Source organism: Lysinibacillus sp. 1 U-2021, assembly GCF_029916965.1.
Classification (GTDB): domain Bacteria; phylum Bacillota; class Bacilli; order Bacillales_A; family Planococcaceae; genus Lysinibacillus; species Lysinibacillus capsici.
Window position 1 is genome coordinate 3,049,875 of record NZ_CP123966.1, and the last position, 17,031, is coordinate 3,066,905.

Sequence of the window (17,031 nt, forward strand, 5' to 3'; positions counted from 1 at the left end):
CCATTGTCACCAGAGTTTATGCTACATTTTGTAGATGAACTCTGGTTTTATGTTTTGGAGAAATGTCGCATCCATTCTTGAAAAAGAGTTTCATCGATCAAGATTAGCAAAGAAAATTATTTAAAATATCCTGATTAAAAATACACCGGCTATCATCACCATTAAACCAATTATTTGTAATGGTTGAATTCGATTCTTTAGCGAGTTAAACAATCCGAATTGCTGTACCAGCAAGCTACCAGTGATTTGACCGAATAAAGCAAGAACTACAGTTTGGCCATTTCCAATTTGATTGACAAGAAATACATTGATGAGAACATAAGATCCTCCTAAGATCCCGCCAATCCATATCCACCAAGGAGCAGCTTGTTTAAAAGGCTCTTTAATACTTGTGTAAGATCGATCTTTTAACCCAACAATTATAATCAAGGTAATAGTACCAACAAAGAATGAAACAAGGGCAGCATGAGAAGAAGAGTGAAGAACTTTTCCTAATTGTCCATTAACAGCGATTTGGATAGCTAGTAACATTCCTGCTAGAATCCCTACTATGCGCCAAATCCATAGATTCCGCACACTCTCCTTATTTGTTTGGGGAGAATACTGTTCATTTTTCTTGCTTCGTATAGCTGTAGCTAAAAGGACGCCTAGTAAGACTAGTAATATGCCAAAGATTCGATTCCATCCAAAGGAATATTGTGTTGCATTAAACCAGCCATTATGATCGATTAACATACTCATGAGAGTCATTCCAAAGATCGGTAGGATAGTTGTTTGCACACTTCCCAATTTAGGAAACAAGAGAATGTTAGTAGTTATCGCAATAGCGCCACCAATTCCCCCCAACCATATATAGATAGGTTGGTTCAACAATAAATCTAATGGAATCCCCAGTGATGAACCACTACTTACTAATGTAATAGTTAAGAAGATGACACCAACAGCGAAGGAAATCATTGAAGCTAAAAAAGGAGAAATCACAAACTTTCTTAATTGAGCATTAATGGCTGTTTGCACAGCAAGAATAGCTCCAATACTTATAGCCAAAAGTACTGCAAACATAAAAATTCATCACAACCTTTGTTGAAGAAAATGTAAAAAAACAAATGTAAAACAACGCATGATTGATTATATCAAAGTACGTGTTGAATTTTATAAAATTAAGCACTGAACACTTAGTAAGAAATAGATTTTATTTAGGATGTGGAACGTCACCCAACACATTAAGATAACGATAAAAAAATCAGTTTCTCAAAAAAGAAATGATTTTTCATGTATAGAAGCGGTTAAGAAATAGAGCTTTATGTTAATAAAGTATAGTGTAATCTCTTCATATTCTGTATATTGGTGTATGAGGAGGAGATTTAATGGCAAGAAAATGGATTCTACCATTATTTATATTAGTAGGTGTTTTGATCTCTGGTTGTAGTGAGGGCCAGGAAAAAGGTAGCAAAGATGGTGGAGATGTAGAAGTAACTATTCCAGCTCTATTTTTTGAGGGTCAGGACATTGATTCTGTTATTTCAAAGGCAAAAAGCAGTGGGATGAAGGAAGTCAGTAAAAATGAGGATGGTTCTTTAACTTATAAAATGTCTGAAACAGAACATAAAGAAATGATGAAAGGTTTAAAAGAAGGCATTCTAGCAAGTGTAGATGAGCTTAAAGCAAGTGAAGAGTTCAAATCTATTAAAGATGTAACCTATGACAAATCCTTTTCAGAATTCACTTTATCTGTAAACAAAGAAGAATTTGATAATAGTCTTGACACAATGGCCTCATTCGGACTAGCTTTAACAGGTATGTACTATCAATTATTTAATGGTGTAGATGAAAAGGATTATAAAGTCAAAGTAATTTTTAAAGATGAATCAAATGGAGATGTAATTAACACGATAGTTTATCCAGATGATTTAAACAAGAAAAATTGATCAGAAGAGCACCTAACATAGGTGTTCTTTTTATATGTGATGGGTGCAATCGAATGGGGCAGTAGTAGTTGTTCCTGGTTCTTGATGGCTTTTTATTTTTGCAAAGATTTTGTGTTCAAAGTAGAATATCAGCAGCAAATTCTTAATCCACACATGAATAGGCATTTTAAGAAACGACTGACCAAAGCCCAGATACTCATTAATTTTGAGCCTGGGCTTTATACTTATTTAACTTGTACTTCCTTTTATTATTCTCAAGATCGGCTGAAAGAGCTATCTAAAGAAATTTTTAATGGCATCCATACGAATTTTGCTATAACATTCTTCGCAACGAAAAATCTTATCGGTTCTTTCCTTTAACTGTCTGAATCTCAGTGACCCCTCGTATACTCTGAATTTGTTTCTACAACTAGAACAAATTACCTCATAGTAATACATACCTATCCTCCTCAAGTCTGACCTATTACTTTTTCGTTGATTTATCAAATATTGTAATCAGTTCTCTCGTATATTCCTCAACATTTAACTGGGGATTTCTCATTAATTCAATAGTGAATCCATCAATGGAATTTCGTATCGTTAACGCCATTACTCTTGAAGCCAATTTGGTGAATTCTCGGAAGACACCCGCTTGCATTCCTAGCGTAAGTATGTTTTCAATGGGAAGAAAAATAGTATCATCATGATCCGCCGCAAATCGTAGTTTGCCATCAGCAGTTCTTTCATTAGAAACAATTTCAATGACAGCGAAAACATGCTGCCGATTTTCATCTATGAATCTAAGGTTTGATTCAATATAAACGCTAAGCCTATCTATAGGAGATTTTTGATTTTCTATTAGAGGAGCAGTATAAGCTTGACATGCCATATAGTAATCATAAATTACTTGCTCTAATAATTCCCCCTTACTTGCAAAGTGATAGGAGATAACCCCCTTACTGATTTGTGCACGCTTTGCAATTTGACCTAAAGAAGCTTGAGCGTAACCCACCTCTGCAATGGTTTCGATAGCACATTCCACAATTTGAGTTCTACGAGCTTTTTCAATAAATGACATTTCTTTTTGGTTAGTTGTGTTATTTTTTTTACTCATGTATTTATTTTAGTACGGTTGTACTAATTAAGCAATTAAAAAAACATTTAGGGAGGTTCCTAAATGGAGGCTTTTCTTTTACTTTGAAATTAAACCAAAGCTTGTTCAGAGCTAGACTAGGGTGTTTTGTGACGAAGATGATGATACTTTAGCTTAATGGAATTATTTCTTAGCCTATTTGTAAGTGAAAGTAAGTTGTTTATTATCTGTTGACATGGAGTTGGCTCCATCTTTTAAGATGAATAAAATCAAAGAATGGAGTGATGGGGATGGTCATTATGACAACTATACTAATTGTGTTATACGCGGTTTTAATAGGGGTGGCTGGGATAAAAAAATGGAAAGAAGTTGGATTTGAAGTACGAACATTCATATTTATTATCGTATCAATTAGTATTCTCTTAATATTATGTCTACCAAACAAAGACTGGATGTTTATATTACTAATAATTGCATTTATCCTGATACATATATTGGCAGTTTCAGAAGGGCGGTTAACAAATGGACGAATTACATTCAGCCATCATATCATTCGTTTCATTTTCCATTGTATAATTACCCTAATGGTTTATAAATTTATATTATAGAAGGGGATCATAATGAAAATTGGTGAATTTGCAATATGTACTGGTCTTAGTAAAGATACTATACGTTATTATGAAAAAATGAATTTATTGCATCCAGAAATTAAAAATAAGCACCGTAATTATAACAAGAAAGACTTTGATACAGTGGAAGCAATACTTAAACTTAAACAAACAGGATTTTCTCTTCAAGAAATCAAAATGCTTTTTGATTGGTCGGAAAATATTGATCAAAATAAAAAACTGACAAAAGAAGAATTACAAAATCTGCTTGAAATCAAAGTTATATTTCAAGAAAAATATGAGCAGATGTTACAAAGAGAATATCAGATTAAACAAATTAAACTAGTTTTATTAAATATAGATAATAAAATAAAGCAACTTTTAGAGAAAAATAAAGAAGAAAATTGTTGATTTTAACGATGTATTTAGAAAATGTAGGAAAAGAATGTACCCATATTTTAGAAAGTGATAAACATTGATCCTCAAGAAGTATGCGAGCGATTGGCAAGCAAATGAAACTTTCGAGTACCACGATATTCAGTATGAAAAACAATAATTTAAGCTGCTTCTATTTAGCTTTTCACCGATGATATTCAAGCTTCTTATCAATATATGAGAGAAAATAATGTTGAACTTGTTACAGAGATTCAGGATAATTTTTATTTTGTGTTTAAAGATCTTGATGGCAATTTACTAATGATTTGTAAAGAAGCTTCTTAAAAAATGTGAACATTGCCTTTGGGACTTTACTAAATAAATCAAATTTTCATTAAAACAGAGAAGAAGGTGTCAGCCTGTAGACAAACTTTATTGAGTTTGTCTACAGGCTGCTAAAACCACTGGAGGATTTAATAAAACAGAAAGATTACTGGAAAGAAAGTGGGGAGTCAATAGCAGCTGAATATGCATTGTACAAAGTGATAAACGACAAACAATTCAAGATTGATGATAAATTAATCAAGTTTTACATGACATCAAAAGCGTATTAGCGAGGAGAAGGTAGACAATTAATTAAGTTTACCGAGGATTATCGAAAGAAAAAGGTCACTTCTATTAAAAGTGACCAGGATGTTTAGTTATGCTTTATTAAAACTCTAGGGGATTAGGTGTTTATTCAATTTTATTGAATTGTAATATTTCCTTTATATGTTGCAAAGTAAATACCTGCATCAGGATCGTATGCATAATCAAATCTTGTTAGGTATCCTGCGTATTTAAAATCTCCATCCCATTCAACATGATAAATTTGTCCAGGTGGAAACGTTGAAGTTCTTGTATTAACTGTGACATATTTAGTATACACAGCAGCTGGACTGACATTGTCTATACTAGTAGAGTTTTGAACAACGTTGATTTCGGCTGCTGAAACATTACCTGATGGATAGATGAAAAATGAAACAAGTAAAGCTGAGAGTAGAGCAAAACCAAAAATGCGACCTTTAATTGTTTTTACCATTATTATTCCTCCATTCTAGTATAATCCCCTAGTAATTTACATTTAATCATATATTAGTGTATATTTCAATAAATGGGTATTATTGGTTTTAAAATTGATTAAAAAGTAGGGGCTACACATGCATTATGAGTGGTTAAAGAACTATCAATAATTAGCAGATTAATTTGTACATAGAATAAGCGTTAATCTCAAAAAAATCTATATAACATACTTTTTATATTTTCATAAATTTCTCCTTGCTAAAGAGCGAATGTTTGTTCTAATATAAATACAAACAAACGTTCCGTGGAAGGAGAGGTCAAAATGGCGAAAATATATAATTTTCCAACTAAAGCATTTCGAGATATAACAAAGGAAAGAGTTGATGTTGTAACTATTGCTTCTGGTTTTATGGGTGGTGTTGTAAAGGTATATGAATGTGAAGGGACAGTCATTATTCATAGTGAAAATAAGAAATCCAGCCATGCTAGTATTTCAAATGATCTTGGTCAGGTTAAAGAATGGGAGATTAGATATGCAATAGAACATATTTTAAAAAGAGGCATTACAGAAGTGAATATAAAAGTTAGTAATACAGGAGTTGTTCATATTCGTAATAAAGATATTAATTCACTTTCTCAGTAAAGTCAGGTCACTTATAAAATAATATGAGTACTGGTTATATCGTTAATGGTCTTTTTAAAACGTAGTTTGCAACTTGACTGTTAGAGGCTTTTAAATTTGTTCCAGCTAACTCTGATAGCAAGTAATTATCAACTTGCTTGGAATGATCATGTACAAGAAAAGAAATAACAGGTCAATTGGAGTTAGATATTTAAAAGATATTGTTCTGTAAAGTTATTTAACTTTTAGAGGTTTTACAAAGAATGAAATGAACATAACAGAAACCCCTATAGCAATGAAAAGTATTGCAACAGATTTATTTGAAATAAATGAATTGTATTCTAGGGCACCTGTTAATCTCGCTGATCCGATTGAAAGCGATAAGATGCCTAAAACAAATATGATATGTCCAATTTTAGAATGTGTTTTCATTTTATAACAACCCTGATATTTAGGTAATAACTTACAAAATGATAACATGATTAAGTAATATTTGAAAATATGGTTCGGTTTGATTATTGTACAATAGGAGTAATTGAGGTTGATGGAGGAAGTACTAAAGTGCGAAAGTCAATATGGGCTGTCAGTAAATTATATGAATTTATAATAAAGGAGTATGTTTTATGAAACCATTTATATTACGGCATAAACTAGGCTGGCTACCTAGCAAATTAGAGTATCGTAGAACCTATACCATAGGTTTTAAAGTTAAAACATACGAAAGTTATACTTTCATGCTAACAAAAAATAGTAAGTATGTAAGATTAGTAAATAACAATAAAGAAACGGTTGTTAGGAAAAGAGAATTAAAGAGATATTTCAAGGATGGTTGGATACAGTTTCTAACTACACAATATGAGGAACATGCTTGAAAGATATGGAATGGTAAATTATTAACCTTTTTCTTTTTTGGGTTTGACAAAGTAAGAAATGAACATTACAAAAACGCCCATAGATATGTATAGTAGTGCAACAGATTGATCTGGAATAACTGAATCATATTCAAAGAAACCAGATAATCTTCCTAATCCAGTTATCATCAAAGTAATGCCAAAAATAAATATGATAAATCTATTTGTAGAATGTATTTTCAACACATAACAACCCCCGAGGCTTCCTAATAATTTATATAAGGATAACATAAACTGGTAAATATTTCACTATTCAGATTGAGTCAATATACATTATGAATATGTAAAATAAACACGTTCACTTGTACGTGCATGTCAGAAACGAGCAATTGATACAACTAATCATAAAGGCTTTCAAATCAAAGTGACAATAATGTTAGCTTAAGCAATTAATTGTCACCTTTTACGATGGTTTAAAGATACATTTTGGTTATTTAAAAAAGGAAAATGGATTCTATGGATTTTGCTGGCTATATTAGTCGGAATTTCACGTATTTGGGTAGGAGTTCATTATCCATTAGATGTAATGGTAGGTGCTCTTATTGGAATTACTTCTGCAATAATAATTTACTTTACACTTCCGAAATTAACACTAATAGAAAATGGAATTACCAAATATGAATCCATTGAAAAAGTAATTAGAAGGAAATTCCATAAAGCAAATCTAATGTAAAACAATATTAAAGGTCACACCTTTTTCTTTTGCTTTGAAAACAGCATCAAACAGCCAAAACGCTATGAGTTGAGATGGCAGGGGTTGGTGATGTTTTGAAAGTGGAATTTGTAGAAAATTGTTCCAATTTATTATCTCTCAGATTATGATTTAGTGGGAGGTTAAATAACCTCAGATAAAATTAAAAACATTTTTATTGGAATCATATTTTTTGTTGTCCTAATTTTAGGGACATCATTCGTAATTGATACAATATTGATCGATGGATTAAAAGTTGATAATGGACTTATAGGTAGTATAGTGGGTGGGATAATAGGAATGGTAGGCGTAATTGTAACTACTTCTTTCATTATCGAAGCAAACAAAAAATCAGTGGAGGATTCGTTAAAAAAACAAGATAAGCAGGCAAGGGATAGAGATTACATTGCATTAATTCTTACCAAAGCAGAAGCGTTGAACCATGAAATTATAAAATCTACTCAAATCTACAAAAAAATAATGGATAATTTCAGAATTACTAATAATTAACACATATGAGGATAGATTTTCTTTAAAACGTAAAGATGACGAAATTTATGATAGGGCTAAAAGGGATTTGGTCAAAAACAATCTGAAAATCGAAAAACTGCGAAACGAATTAACGGTTACAATTAATCGGAATATCGAAATAATAATTAATAGTTTAGATTCGATAGGTAATTTAAATGAACTAGAAGAAACGTTCCGATGACATAATAAGTATTACATAAAGGATTCAAATAAATTACTAAAAGATTTGAATGATTTTGTTGTAGAAAAACTGAGCGAATTAAGAAAAGGCGTAAGTTGAATACTTTACTAATCAATAAAGGGTTGATTTCAAACAAATTTTTCTAATAGGAGCGTGTAAAATGAATTTAAAAGAAAAGTTGATATTAATAAAAGAAAATGGGTACCAAGTACCTCCCGATAGATTTCAGTTGATACTAGAAATGATAAATAACATTGGCTCTTTGAATGCCCAACTACGTGATGAGCTAATTTATACAACCTTATCACACTGGATTCCTGATAAATCTCTCACCGCAAACGAACTAGAACAACTTTTACCGGTTGTTTTGGATAAAAACCATTTGCTTTTTAAGCTTGGTGAAACAAATACAGACTCTGTCTTCACTCGGTCTTTCTCCATGCTAGTCATACCGCTCCTCTTAACGAGGCATAGAGAATCACCATTTCTCTCAAGAGAGCAAATTCATCACATAAAAGAGAAAGTATTTTACAATGTACAAGAAGAGCGAGATTACCGTGGGTATGATGAAGAAAAAGGCTGGGCTCATGCCATAGCCCATGCAGCAGATGCTTTAGATGATTTGGCTCAATGTTCCGAACTGGATAAAAGCGACCTCTTAACTATCCTCGATTTGGTTTACGAAAAGATGACTATAACAGAGCGAATTTACTCCGATGGGGAAGATGAGAGAATGGTCAAATCCATAATTAGTGTTTTAAATAGAAAAATACTTAGTCAGACTTGTGTAGAGCAGTGGATTCAAAGTTTTGGTGATGTGGAGAAAAATTCAGAATTTCTCCCTGCCTTTAAGCAAAAAAATAATATAAAGAACTTTTTGAAAAGTTTATACTTTCGAGTTAAATTTTACAAAGCGGATGCCGTTCTCTGCTCCACTATCGAGCAGACATTATATAAAGTAGAAAAAGTATACTATTCCTAATTTAAAAAGTGTCGAATAAAAAAAAGAATATCTTCATAATGAAAACAGAATTATATTATTTATTTAGTAATATAAGTATTGATTAGAATTATAAGGAGAGTTTCTGTGGATTCTAAAGTTTCTATCCAAGTTCAAAGTTTTTTAAATGAATATTTATCGTTATTTGAAAATCAAATTCCTAATACACTGGATGCATTATATTTACATGGTTCAATTGCTCTTCATGCTTACATAGAAGGTTCTAGTGATATTGACTTTATTGCTGTTGTAAATCGATCCCTAACTGAATCAGATGTGAAAATAATATCTGATCTTCATGAAAACTTAAATCAAAAATATAAGAAAACAGTAATGGATGGGTGTTATTTACTAGATAAAGATGTTGGTAAGAAACAATCTGAGATAGAGAATTGTTTATACGTAAATGAAGGTAAAACAAAATGGAGTAATGATGGTACTAATCCTATTACTTGGTGGATTTTAAAAACCAAAGGAATCACTATAAAGGGTACAGATGTTACCACACTAGTGTTTAATGTTGATGAAAGTATATTAATTGATTATGTTTTAGATAATATGAATACCTATTGGTTAAATCGATTGAAGACATTAAAAAAATATAAGACCCTAGCTCTTCTGTTACCAAATAAAATTGTCGATATGGAAGTAGAGTGGTCTGTTACAGGGATGTTACGTCAATTTTATACACTTAGAGAATATGATATCGTTTCAAAGGTAGATGTTAGTAAATATGCAATCAATCATATACCAGAAAGATGGCATAACCTTATAAAAGAAGCTATTAGTATTAGAGAAGGATTACACATACGTTATTATAGATCAAAAAAACAACGTATTGATGATACTATCCAGTTCATGAATTACATACTCAATGCTTGCAATAGTATTGAGAAATAATAAACGAATCAATGTTTAGATGTGATATATGTTACAAACATTATATACCTTACAAATTAGGTAGTAAAAAAATTTATCTTGTAAAATGGGAGATAGAACGGTTCAGCAGAGTTTTCCTCCTTTGGTATTTAAAGGAGCTGAATTATTAGGGAAAGCCAGACGGAGTACCTACCTGCGCCAAGCAAATTAGTTCAGAGCATGACATACATGGCTGGCCTATATTTTTTTAGAGATAAGGCAATGCGCCAGTTTACTTGTTTTGTTAAGAATAATATGTATAAAAATAAATCATTCCCTTGTTCAAAGATCACTTAATATAGTGGTCTTTTATTTATTTATGATAGCTATTTATTACATTCAGGTTTAGTAAAATTGTCTATTTCATTTATCCCTCATTGAATAATGTAATAAAACAAAGAGGATGATAAAATGCGTTTCGACAATCTCAATAGAAGTGAAAAAGAGCCAACTAATAATAGAGTTAGCAGAATTCATGAAGATTGGGAGGTAAGTTGTAATAACAAGAATGTCCATCAAGGAGTACAGGTACCACAACAACCTATTGGTAGTGATCACGACTTTAAATGCTTTGGATGTTCTTACTTTAAGGAATATTAAAACACTCCCGTATCTTTATTAAATACTACAGCTGGTGGTAGTTCAGTTATCAGCGCGTCTATTGTAATTTTAAGATTGACATAACGGTTTTATTGCGAGTCACATCTAATAAGGTGGGCTTTTTGTATTTATAAATTAGTATAGTTCGAATTTTGAAAGGAGTGGTTTATATGTGAACTTCGTCAAACTTACTATAGATTTAAAGTGCACGAAAATGCACTATAAATCTAACATACAATTACGAAATAACGTGGTACGTTCTGCCAGAATGTCAAAAGTGAGAACTCGACAATAGGATTCCACACTATTTAAGCTTTCATCTTAGGATGAAGGCTTTTTATTTTGCTTTGAAAACTGCATCAAACAGCCAAAATGCTTTGAGGTGAGAGGGCCGGCTTTGTGTGGTTTTGAGAGCAAAAAGTTATTACATGTATTTTATTTGCCAAAAACGTAACTAACAGTATTCAAGCAATTTCGTCTACGTCATTAGGTACTATTAATACCGCGTGTACCAATGTGGACATCGCTATTGACCCTACAAATGGTCACTTATATATAGCACGGGTTGCTAAAACAACAACATTTCCTATGTACATTGGGCAAAGAGTACCAATAAGGACTCATGGTCTATGTTTTTTGCTACGTAAAAAAACGCTACATTTCGAGGCGCAAGCAGAAGCTTATTGTTATTTTTGGGGGCAAAAAATATTTAAGGAAAACTTTCCACTTTTGCATTATTATGAATTAGAAGGGGAGGGTTAGTAATGAATCTTAGTGTGCGTGAAATGGCGGAATCAATATCTGATGAATTAATCAATATGGCTATAAAAGAATTATCTATTGGATGAAGATGGCATATTTACAAGCGGAATGATGAAAACAGCAGATGACATATTATTTGAGAAAATCAAAGAAAAGGGTTATTTGAAAGAATTTAAACTTACTAGTCATTACGATAAAAATTACGGAGAAGTGACAGCTTATTTTGTTTTAGACGAGTTTGAGATAATAGAGAATTTTGAAGAAGCAATACTTTTTCCATATATCAAAAGAAAGAAAAAAGAATACGAATTCTAAGAACTACGCATTCCACATCATCGTTATGGAGGGCTATTTTTATACAACAAGACCAAAGCAATTTATTGTACCGAACAGTGCTATTTTTATTGAAGAGGTGATTCACGTGGAGCAACGAATGGGAAGATTAGAAAATGACATGACCGAAGTGAAAACACGGCTTGCTGTTGCTGAATCAAATATTAAGGAAATTTGCGAAGATATATGTGGGATTAAAGAAAATACAACGTGGATATTAAGATTGCATACAGTGGTCTTATAAGTGCAATATTGGCTTTTATTATTAAGAGGGACTGATATAGCATGAAAATTAATTATAAATTACGTCTACAACACAAACAATTTTGGGTGTCATTAATCGCATTATTACTAGAGCTCGCTAATCAAATAGCGGGCATTATTCATGTTGACAATACAATTTACAATGCTTGAGAGAGCAATCGAGATGGTTGACGGTACACTGGATTGAATCTCGATGCTTCTCATGTCCACATTAATTTTTTGTCTAACATATTTAACCTAAATTTAATGTTGATAGAATATACTAGAATTGGGGTACTGGCAGGTATATCTGGACAATAAAAGCGACTGGATATACAGATGCTAGGGTATCACTTGATGTAAATTAATAATTTGTTTTACCTCGCCTATTTCGGGCGAGGTTTTTCTTGTATACCTATTTCAAATTATGGAGTAACAAATTAAACGCAGTAAAAGTTAGTGTTATTTTTAAACAGAACCTACGACATGTTTTTTATGTCTACAACTTAAAAACAGTTATGGATCACACCTATATTTTCTAGTATAGAAAAACTAGAAAAGGAGGGATGCTTGTGTTTGCACAAATTGTTTTAAGTGTTACTGGCGATGTAGAAATAGTCTTGCGTCATTTTGTGTATACTCAGATGATTAATCCGGCTGACCCAAATTGGATATTTCTAAATTTAGTTTTAGCGCTTAATAAAAACAAGACCTAAGTAATGCACTGTGCTGAGTAGAAGGGTTAAGATTTCTTTACCTTGTCGTGATTCTATTGATTAACTTTAGATTTGTAATTATGATGACGATAGGGGAAATAAGTTTTGAAGATCTACTGCTGACGGATCGCCGTATGCGATGAAAGTCGCTTGTATGGTGAAGGCTCGTTATAAAACCAAAAGGTATAAGACGAGAATAGCGGACCGGTATTTGTAAATAAAGTTGATTGGACATCAAACGAAGTGAACTTCACTGTTATAGGAAACAAAAAAACACTCACAGAGGCAATAGGACCTAATCAAGCAATATATAGAACTTATGGAAATACAGCAACTCGATATATGTCAACAGAGGTTTTTAAAGAAACTCCTATTGGTGGGGCAGATTATATTGTCTATGTAGAGTTTAATGGAGCTGAAACAGGTTTTGATGGAGTACTCAATTTTACAGGACCTAATGAGGGTGTTACTGTAACAGTTAAGAATGAACATACACTTACATTTGATGTGAATGTTGACAGCGATTTATCAATTTTTGCACAGGATAATTTCGTTGTTGTAGTTCAAAGTGTTTCAAATCCAAACGAAAAATATTATATCAACTTAAATGTAGATACTACACGTAATAACCGAGTGTTTATTAATGAGTAATTTTAAGGCCTCACCTTTTGGTGAGGTTTCTTTTTGCTTTTCACTTTCGTGGTGAGCTATTTTTATACAACAAGACATAAGCAACGTACTGTGCCGAGCAGTGCTATTTTTATTGATGAGGTGATTCACATGGAGCAACAACGAATGGGAAGATTAGAAAATGACATGACCGATGTAAAAACGCGTCTGGCTGTTGCTGAATCAAATATTAAGGAAATTCACGAGGATATAGGCTGAATTAAAGACAATACAACATGGATATTAAGAGTGCTTATTGGTGGTTTTGTAAGTGCAATATTGTTTTTTATTATTAAAGGAGGACTAATGTAATATGAAAATCAATCGGAAAGAACGTCAACAACATAAATAATTTTGAGTTTCATTAATCGCATTATTACTAGAGCTCGCTAATCAAATAGCGGGCATTTTCTATGCGATATTACGATTTGAAATGCTTAAACCACAGCCATTTCGGGGACTGTTTTAAGCATTTTAGGGTTACTTGGTATTATTATCGACACAACCATAAAAGGTGCAATTCAAGCTAGATATTGTACTTGTACTTACGTTCTAACTTCTACAATCATCGCGGAAATAGTTTTAGTATCATTAAGCATGACTTTTGATTCTGTAAATTGCACCTCTTTTACTTCCTCCAACCATTTTTAAAAATATGAGCAGTTGAGTTTGTTTTGAAAATGGGATAGACATATGAAAACAATCATACTTAGGAAAGTTAAGTCAAAGGGAGTGAAATGAGGAATAGTAGAAAGAAATTGTTCAGTACTGGAGAGACGATTGCGAAAAAAACCCCACCAAGATGATGAGGTTAAAAGTGATTATTTACTGAACTGTTACTTCATTTGAAGGATTACTCTCTACCCCGTTTACGACTTGTGTAGCGTATACCTTCGTACCTAATGCTATGCCTTTAAAACTAAAACCACTTGCAGGGTTTGGAATAGTATAGAACAGTGAGCCATTAGACCATATTTTAAGATTTGCACCTGGTAGAATTCCAGAAAAATAAACAGTACCAGAGTACACATTAATAATTGGAGCTGTTGGTAGTCCGCTATTCTCGTCTTATACCTTCTATATTTTTCAGTTTTATAACGAGCCTTCACCATGCAGGCGACTTTCATCGCACATGGCGATCAGTCAGTGATAGACGTTTAAAACTTATTTCCCCACAACTAGCATAAAACACTAAGGTTAAAATTAGGTTGAATCTTTAAAACTTTTTTATTTTTTTGTTACTGCATATTATGAGGATTGTGTAATACTAATAATCTTCAGAAAGAGCATCTTTGAAAAATTCTAATATTTCTTCGTCGAAAAACGCAATAGACAATAGTATTAGTACAATTAAAATGGTTAAAATACCAAAAATTAATGGGTAAATTATTCCAGAATTTTTATTATTCAATAAAATCCCCCCGATAAATCTTTTATTACAAACCTGCATTGTTAGTTTATGTAGTTTTCTTTACAATCTTTAATTTTACCATAAATATCAAAAATCTTTCCAAGAAAGCTAACGAGGTGAATAGAAAATTGTCAGTCAATTTTATAAAACAGCAACCTTTTTTACAAAGTACAATTGAAAGATAATGTTCAGTAAATGAAAGGGGGATTTTATAACCCTCCCCCTTAATCAAATACTTTGACTAATTCTGTTTTAGTCTTTTCTAAAAATTTCTTGTAGGCTTCGAATTGCTCTTTTAGCTGTGTATGAGCTAGTTCACGTTGTTCTGGTGTTTGTGCCTCAATATAGGCATCTAAACTTTGGGCATATTGATTCTTTGTATACAAATAGTCCATAAAATATTCTTTCTTAATATGTGGCTCTAATTGCAGTCCACCACCAGTATAGTTAGCAACATCTGTATATGCATCGTACAGTGGATTAAACAATTGCTTCCTTTGCTCTTGTGTATACTTTTCAGCAGTTTCCTGGAATAACAAAATACGCTCAATTGGTTTTTGGATTATGTATAGTTGATTGTAAAGTAGTGCTCGATAATCATTAATTAATTGATGTTGCTGATAAAAAACAGTACCTATTACAATCACTAATATCAATAGCCCACCTATACCGAGCTTTTTCATGATATTACACTCCTTATTTCGTTAAATTACTTTATCGAAGATCAAAATACACTCTAATATATCATGGAACAAAGATTAATCTCTCGTTTTTCTAAAAATCTTATATTAAGTAATCGAACATTTATACAAATCTATAGTAAAAGACTAATGATTTACTGAACAATATGAGGAAAGAAACTAAAAAGGGTCACTGAGTGTGAGTGACCCTAAGTAACAATTCAGGAGGTTTCTGTTAAACTTGTTTAGCTTAACACTACTATTTATATGCTTAGCTAACTTGGGTTTTATAGTTTATTGCCTTTGGAAAAATAAAAAGTTATGTCTTAATGTAGGCAAAATTTAAAGTCCTTTCTTTGGAGAAAAGAAAGCCTATCCCATAAAAGAATAGGCTCTCTAAGTCCTTTAAATTTCAATTACTTGAATTTTTCTACAATCTACAATTGCAGTTTTATTACTAGGGGTAGTAAAGTAAGCACAACAATTATCTTGATTTAAGGACGTAAATCTATAGTTATTTAAATTAATGCCATCTAAACGAAGTGTTACCGTAGTACCTACTGAAAGAGATTTCAATTGTTCACATACGCAGCCCTTACAATGATTACTTTCGTTTGAAACGTTACTTACTCTTGAATTGCAAGAGGAGCATTTTTTTCTAGCTGCTGGATTTCTATTAACACTCATCGTATACCCTCCTTCCACAATAGATTTAAGGTATCGTAACCTTATATTCTTAATCTATGAAAAGGATTGTAAATTGGCTGGTAATTTGTCTATTCTGCAATAAATAATTTTAAAAATAAAGTACAGAACAACTATAATTATTTGGATATAGTTAATAGTTTAATATTAATTTATAACTATTTTGTGATAAAAAGTTAATAAAAAACACGGAATTAAAAAAGTATCTTTATACATTACAATAAACTAATATTTAGTTAAATTTAATGAAAAAGTTTGGTAAGAATTATACTTACCAAACTTCTAGGATTAGTATGTTCGAGATATTTTTGAAAAAAGAAAAAGCCGCAGCGTCATCACACGCTACAGCTCGAATTGGTTTATGCCCTTTGATGGCTTTTCAGATAAGTCATTATAAAACACAACTTAGGAGGGCAAACCTATGTTAACAGGGCAAATTAAAGTTACAAAAGAGGATTTACTACAATGGATTGAGAATTAACGATGGATGTTTGAAACAATCGAGGAAGCAAGGCAGCCAGTAGCGAAAGCTGATATCAATAGCTACATTGGGGCAAAAACGGCTATGTATGGCATTGAGGCAACATTACCAAAGGCTAGTGGAGGTACAAGCGATCCAGTTTATACAGAAGTACAACGTCATGTATATTCGCTAAATTATTGAATTAAAGAATACGAGCAAAAGATTGCAGAGGTGCAAAACGTATTCCGTTAGTACAAGGTGATAGAGAGGTGGAAGTACTTCATAGATTGCTTGATGGGGATAGTATGCGAGCGATTGGAAAGCATATGAAGCTTTCAAGTACTACAATATTTAGAGTTAGAAATAATATTTTGAAACAAATGATGAAGTAGCCTTTTTGGCTACTTTTTTAATAACAACATTTGCTCAACAATCGGCTCATGAAGGTATTTTTTAGATTTTTTGGGAGATATGATTACTTTGCTAGATTAAATGTTTTATACTTATTCTTTAGATAGTTCTGCAGTACTGTAAATTAAATCTAAAGGAG

The 17,031-nt window shown here is 32.0% G+C and carries 23 protein-coding genes; 16 read left to right on the plus strand and 7 right to left on the minus strand.

The genetic code is table 11. The features are described 5' to 3' along the window. Nucleotides 1-120: 120 nt before the first annotated feature. Nucleotides 121-1,062: a DMT family transporter gene (locus QH639_RS15730; RefSeq protein WP_048392645.1), complete on the minus strand. Its 942-nt coding sequence runs from the start codon at nt 1,060-1,062 to the stop codon at nt 121-123. Nucleotides 1,063-1,367: 305 nt separating this feature from the next. On the opposite strand from QH639_RS15730, the gene QH639_RS15735 reads away from it, so the two are divergent. Then, on the plus strand, nt 1,368-1,928 hold the full coding sequence (locus QH639_RS15735) for a hypothetical protein (RefSeq protein ID WP_131520106.1): 561 nt from the start codon (nt 1,368-1,370) through the stop codon (nt 1,926-1,928). Between the two features lie 273 nt (nt 1,929-2,201). On the opposite strand, the gene QH639_RS15740 is transcribed toward QH639_RS15735, so the two are convergent. After that, on the minus strand, nt 2,202-2,366 hold the full coding sequence (locus tag QH639_RS15740) for a DUF2197 domain-containing protein (RefSeq protein WP_131520107.1): 165 nt from the start codon (nt 2,364-2,366) through the stop codon (nt 2,202-2,204). 25 nt (nt 2,367-2,391) lie between these two features. Then, nucleotides 2,392-3,021 (minus strand): TetR/AcrR family transcriptional regulator, encoded by a 630-nt coding sequence (locus QH639_RS15745; protein WP_131520108.1) that lies wholly within the window; start codon nt 3,019-3,021, stop codon nt 2,392-2,394. A 599-nt stretch (nt 3,022-3,620) separates the two neighbouring features. On the opposite strand from QH639_RS15745, the gene QH639_RS15750 reads away from it, so the two are divergent. Next, complete coding sequence (locus QH639_RS15750) at nt 3,621-4,019, plus strand: MerR family transcriptional regulator (RefSeq protein WP_131520109.1); 399 nt, start codon at nt 3,621-3,623, stop codon at nt 4,017-4,019. Nucleotides 4,020-4,728: 709 nt separating this feature from the next. Here the strand turns inward: QH639_RS15750 and QH639_RS15755 are convergent. After that, nucleotides 4,729-5,064 (minus strand): hypothetical protein, encoded by a 336-nt coding sequence (locus tag QH639_RS15755; protein ID WP_054550262.1) that lies wholly within the window; start codon nt 5,062-5,064, stop codon nt 4,729-4,731. A 303-nt stretch (nt 5,065-5,367) separates the two neighbouring features. Between QH639_RS15755 and QH639_RS15760 the strand changes: the two genes are divergently transcribed. Then, nucleotides 5,368-5,688 (plus strand): DUF1827 family protein, encoded by a 321-nt coding sequence (locus tag QH639_RS15760; protein ID WP_048392662.1) that lies wholly within the window; start codon nt 5,368-5,370, stop codon nt 5,686-5,688. Between the two features lie 602 nt (nt 5,689-6,290). Next, a complete protein-coding gene (locus tag QH639_RS15765) occupies nt 6,291-6,539 on the plus strand; it encodes a hypothetical protein (protein WP_237898094.1) in 249 nt (82 codons plus the stop codon). A gap of 21 nt (nt 6,540-6,560) precedes the next feature. Here QH639_RS15765 and QH639_RS15770 read toward each other — a convergent pair whose 3' ends face one another. Further along, a complete protein-coding gene (locus QH639_RS15770) occupies nt 6,561-6,764 on the minus strand; it encodes a hypothetical protein (protein WP_227744867.1) in 204 nt (67 codons plus the stop codon). 274 nt (nt 6,765-7,038) lie between these two features. Here QH639_RS15770 and QH639_RS15775 point away from each other — a divergent pair, with 274 nt between their 5' ends. The 10 genes from QH639_RS15775 (at nt 7,039) to QH639_RS26395 (ending at nt 13,441) form a co-directional block, all read left to right on the plus strand. Then, nucleotides 7,039-7,251 (plus strand): phosphatase PAP2 family protein, encoded by a 213-nt coding sequence (locus tag QH639_RS15775; RefSeq protein ID WP_481817327.1) that lies wholly within the window; start codon nt 7,039-7,041, stop codon nt 7,249-7,251. Between the two features lie 318 nt (nt 7,252-7,569). Beyond that, the gene (locus tag QH639_RS15780; protein WP_237898093.1) at nt 7,570-7,779 is read left to right on the plus strand and encodes a hypothetical protein; all 210 of its coding nucleotides are present in this window, start codon (nt 7,570-7,572) and stop codon (nt 7,777-7,779) included. A gap of 362 nt (nt 7,780-8,141) precedes the next feature. Beyond that, nucleotides 8,142-8,963: a DUF2785 domain-containing protein gene (locus QH639_RS15785; protein ID WP_131520111.1), complete on the plus strand. Its 822-nt coding sequence runs from the start codon at nt 8,142-8,144 to the stop codon at nt 8,961-8,963. Between the two features lie 105 nt (nt 8,964-9,068). Further along, the gene (locus QH639_RS15790) at nt 9,069-9,881 is read left to right on the plus strand and encodes an aminoglycoside adenylyltransferase domain-containing protein (protein ID WP_281114803.1); all 813 of its coding nucleotides are present in this window, start codon (nt 9,069-9,071) and stop codon (nt 9,879-9,881) included. A 1,458-nt stretch (nt 9,882-11,339) separates the two neighbouring features. After that, entirely contained in the window at nt 11,340-11,576 is a 237-nt protein-coding gene (locus QH639_RS15795) for a hypothetical protein (protein WP_281114804.1), read from the plus strand. Between the two features lie 106 nt (nt 11,577-11,682). Next, complete coding sequence (locus QH639_RS15800) at nt 11,683-11,838, plus strand: hemolysin XhlA family protein (RefSeq protein WP_348638159.1); 156 nt, start codon at nt 11,683-11,685, stop codon at nt 11,836-11,838. Nucleotides 11,839-11,879: 41 nt separating this feature from the next. Next, on the plus strand, nt 11,880-12,008 hold the full coding sequence (locus tag QH639_RS15805) for a phage holin (protein ID WP_281114805.1): 129 nt from the start codon (nt 11,880-11,882) through the stop codon (nt 12,006-12,008). A 401-nt stretch (nt 12,009-12,409) separates the two neighbouring features. Beyond that, the gene (locus QH639_RS15810; RefSeq protein ID WP_281114806.1) at nt 12,410-12,553 is read left to right on the plus strand and encodes a hypothetical protein; all 144 of its coding nucleotides are present in this window, start codon (nt 12,410-12,412) and stop codon (nt 12,551-12,553) included. 243 nt (nt 12,554-12,796) lie between these two features. Next, entirely contained in the window at nt 12,797-13,204 is a 408-nt protein-coding gene (locus tag QH639_RS15815; protein ID WP_205443752.1) for a hypothetical protein, read from the plus strand. Between the two features lie 33 nt (nt 13,205-13,237). Next, nucleotides 13,238-13,441 (plus strand): hypothetical protein, encoded by a 204-nt coding sequence (locus tag QH639_RS26395; protein WP_348638160.1) that lies wholly within the window; start codon nt 13,238-13,240, stop codon nt 13,439-13,441. A 1,416-nt stretch (nt 13,442-14,857) separates the two neighbouring features. Here QH639_RS26395 and QH639_RS15825 read toward each other — a convergent pair. Continuing rightward, entirely contained in the window at nt 14,858-15,316 is a 459-nt protein-coding gene (locus tag QH639_RS15825) for a hypothetical protein (protein WP_281114807.1), read from the minus strand. A 402-nt stretch (nt 15,317-15,718) separates the two neighbouring features. Beyond that, the gene (locus tag QH639_RS15830; protein ID WP_281114808.1) at nt 15,719-16,000 is read right to left on the minus strand and encodes a hydrolase; all 282 of its coding nucleotides are present in this window, start codon (nt 15,998-16,000) and stop codon (nt 15,719-15,721) included. 505 nt (nt 16,001-16,505) lie between these two features. Between QH639_RS15830 and QH639_RS15835 the strand changes: the two genes are divergently transcribed. Then, nucleotides 16,506-16,682: a hypothetical protein gene (locus tag QH639_RS15835; RefSeq protein ID WP_281114809.1), complete on the plus strand. Its 177-nt coding sequence runs from the start codon at nt 16,506-16,508 to the stop codon at nt 16,680-16,682. Nucleotides 16,683-16,786: 104 nt separating this feature from the next. Continuing rightward, nucleotides 16,787-16,873, plus strand: a complete 87-nt coding sequence (locus QH639_RS15840) for a hypothetical protein (protein ID WP_281116206.1) — start codon at nt 16,787-16,789, stop codon at nt 16,871-16,873. Nucleotides 16,874-17,031: the final 158 nt, after the last annotated feature.

What these genes read in the sequence shown, in the direction of transcription:
- QH639_RS15765 (WP_237898094.1), top strand. Translation starts at nt 6,291, where the DNA reads ATGAAACCATTTATATTACGGCATAAACTAGGCTGGCTACCTAGCAAA.
- QH639_RS15805 (WP_281114805.1), top strand. Translation starts at nt 11,880, where the DNA reads ATGAAAATTAATTATAAATTACGTCTACAACACAAACAATTTTGGGTG.
- QH639_RS15750 (WP_131520109.1), top strand. Translation starts at nt 3,621, where the DNA reads ATGAAAATTGGTGAATTTGCAATATGTACTGGTCTTAGTAAAGATACT.
- QH639_RS15760 (WP_048392662.1), top strand. Translation starts at nt 5,368, where the DNA reads ATGGCGAAAATATATAATTTTCCAACTAAAGCATTTCGAGATATAACA.
- QH639_RS15780 (WP_237898093.1), top strand. Translation starts at nt 7,570, where the DNA reads ATGGTAGGCGTAATTGTAACTACTTCTTTCATTATCGAAGCAAACAAA.
- QH639_RS15825 (WP_281114807.1), bottom strand. Translation starts at nt 15,316, where the DNA reads ATGAAAAAGCTCGGTATAGGTGGGCTATTGATATTAGTGATTGTAATA.
- QH639_RS15730 (WP_048392645.1), bottom strand. Translation starts at nt 1,062, where the DNA reads ATGTTTGCAGTACTTTTGGCTATAAGTATTGGAGCTATTCTTGCTGTG.
- QH639_RS15745 (WP_131520108.1), bottom strand. Translation starts at nt 3,021, where the DNA reads ATGAGTAAAAAAAATAACACAACTAACCAAAAAGAAATGTCATTTATT.
- QH639_RS15830 (WP_281114808.1), bottom strand. Translation starts at nt 16,000, where the DNA reads ATGAGTGTTAATAGAAATCCAGCAGCTAGAAAAAAATGCTCCTCTTGC.
- QH639_RS15835 (WP_281114809.1), top strand. Translation starts at nt 16,506, where the DNA reads ATGTTTGAAACAATCGAGGAAGCAAGGCAGCCAGTAGCGAAAGCTGAT.
- QH639_RS15840 (WP_281116206.1), top strand. Translation starts at nt 16,787, where the DNA reads ATGCGAGCGATTGGAAAGCATATGAAGCTTTCAAGTACTACAATATTT.
- QH639_RS15785 (WP_131520111.1), top strand. Translation starts at nt 8,142, where the DNA reads ATGAATTTAAAAGAAAAGTTGATATTAATAAAAGAAAATGGGTACCAA.
- QH639_RS15755 (WP_054550262.1), bottom strand. Translation starts at nt 5,064, where the DNA reads ATGGTAAAAACAATTAAAGGTCGCATTTTTGGTTTTGCTCTACTCTCA.
- QH639_RS15740 (WP_131520107.1), bottom strand. Translation starts at nt 2,366, where the DNA reads ATGTATTACTATGAGGTAATTTGTTCTAGTTGTAGAAACAAATTCAGA.
- QH639_RS15735 (WP_131520106.1), top strand. Translation starts at nt 1,368, where the DNA reads ATGGCAAGAAAATGGATTCTACCATTATTTATATTAGTAGGTGTTTTG.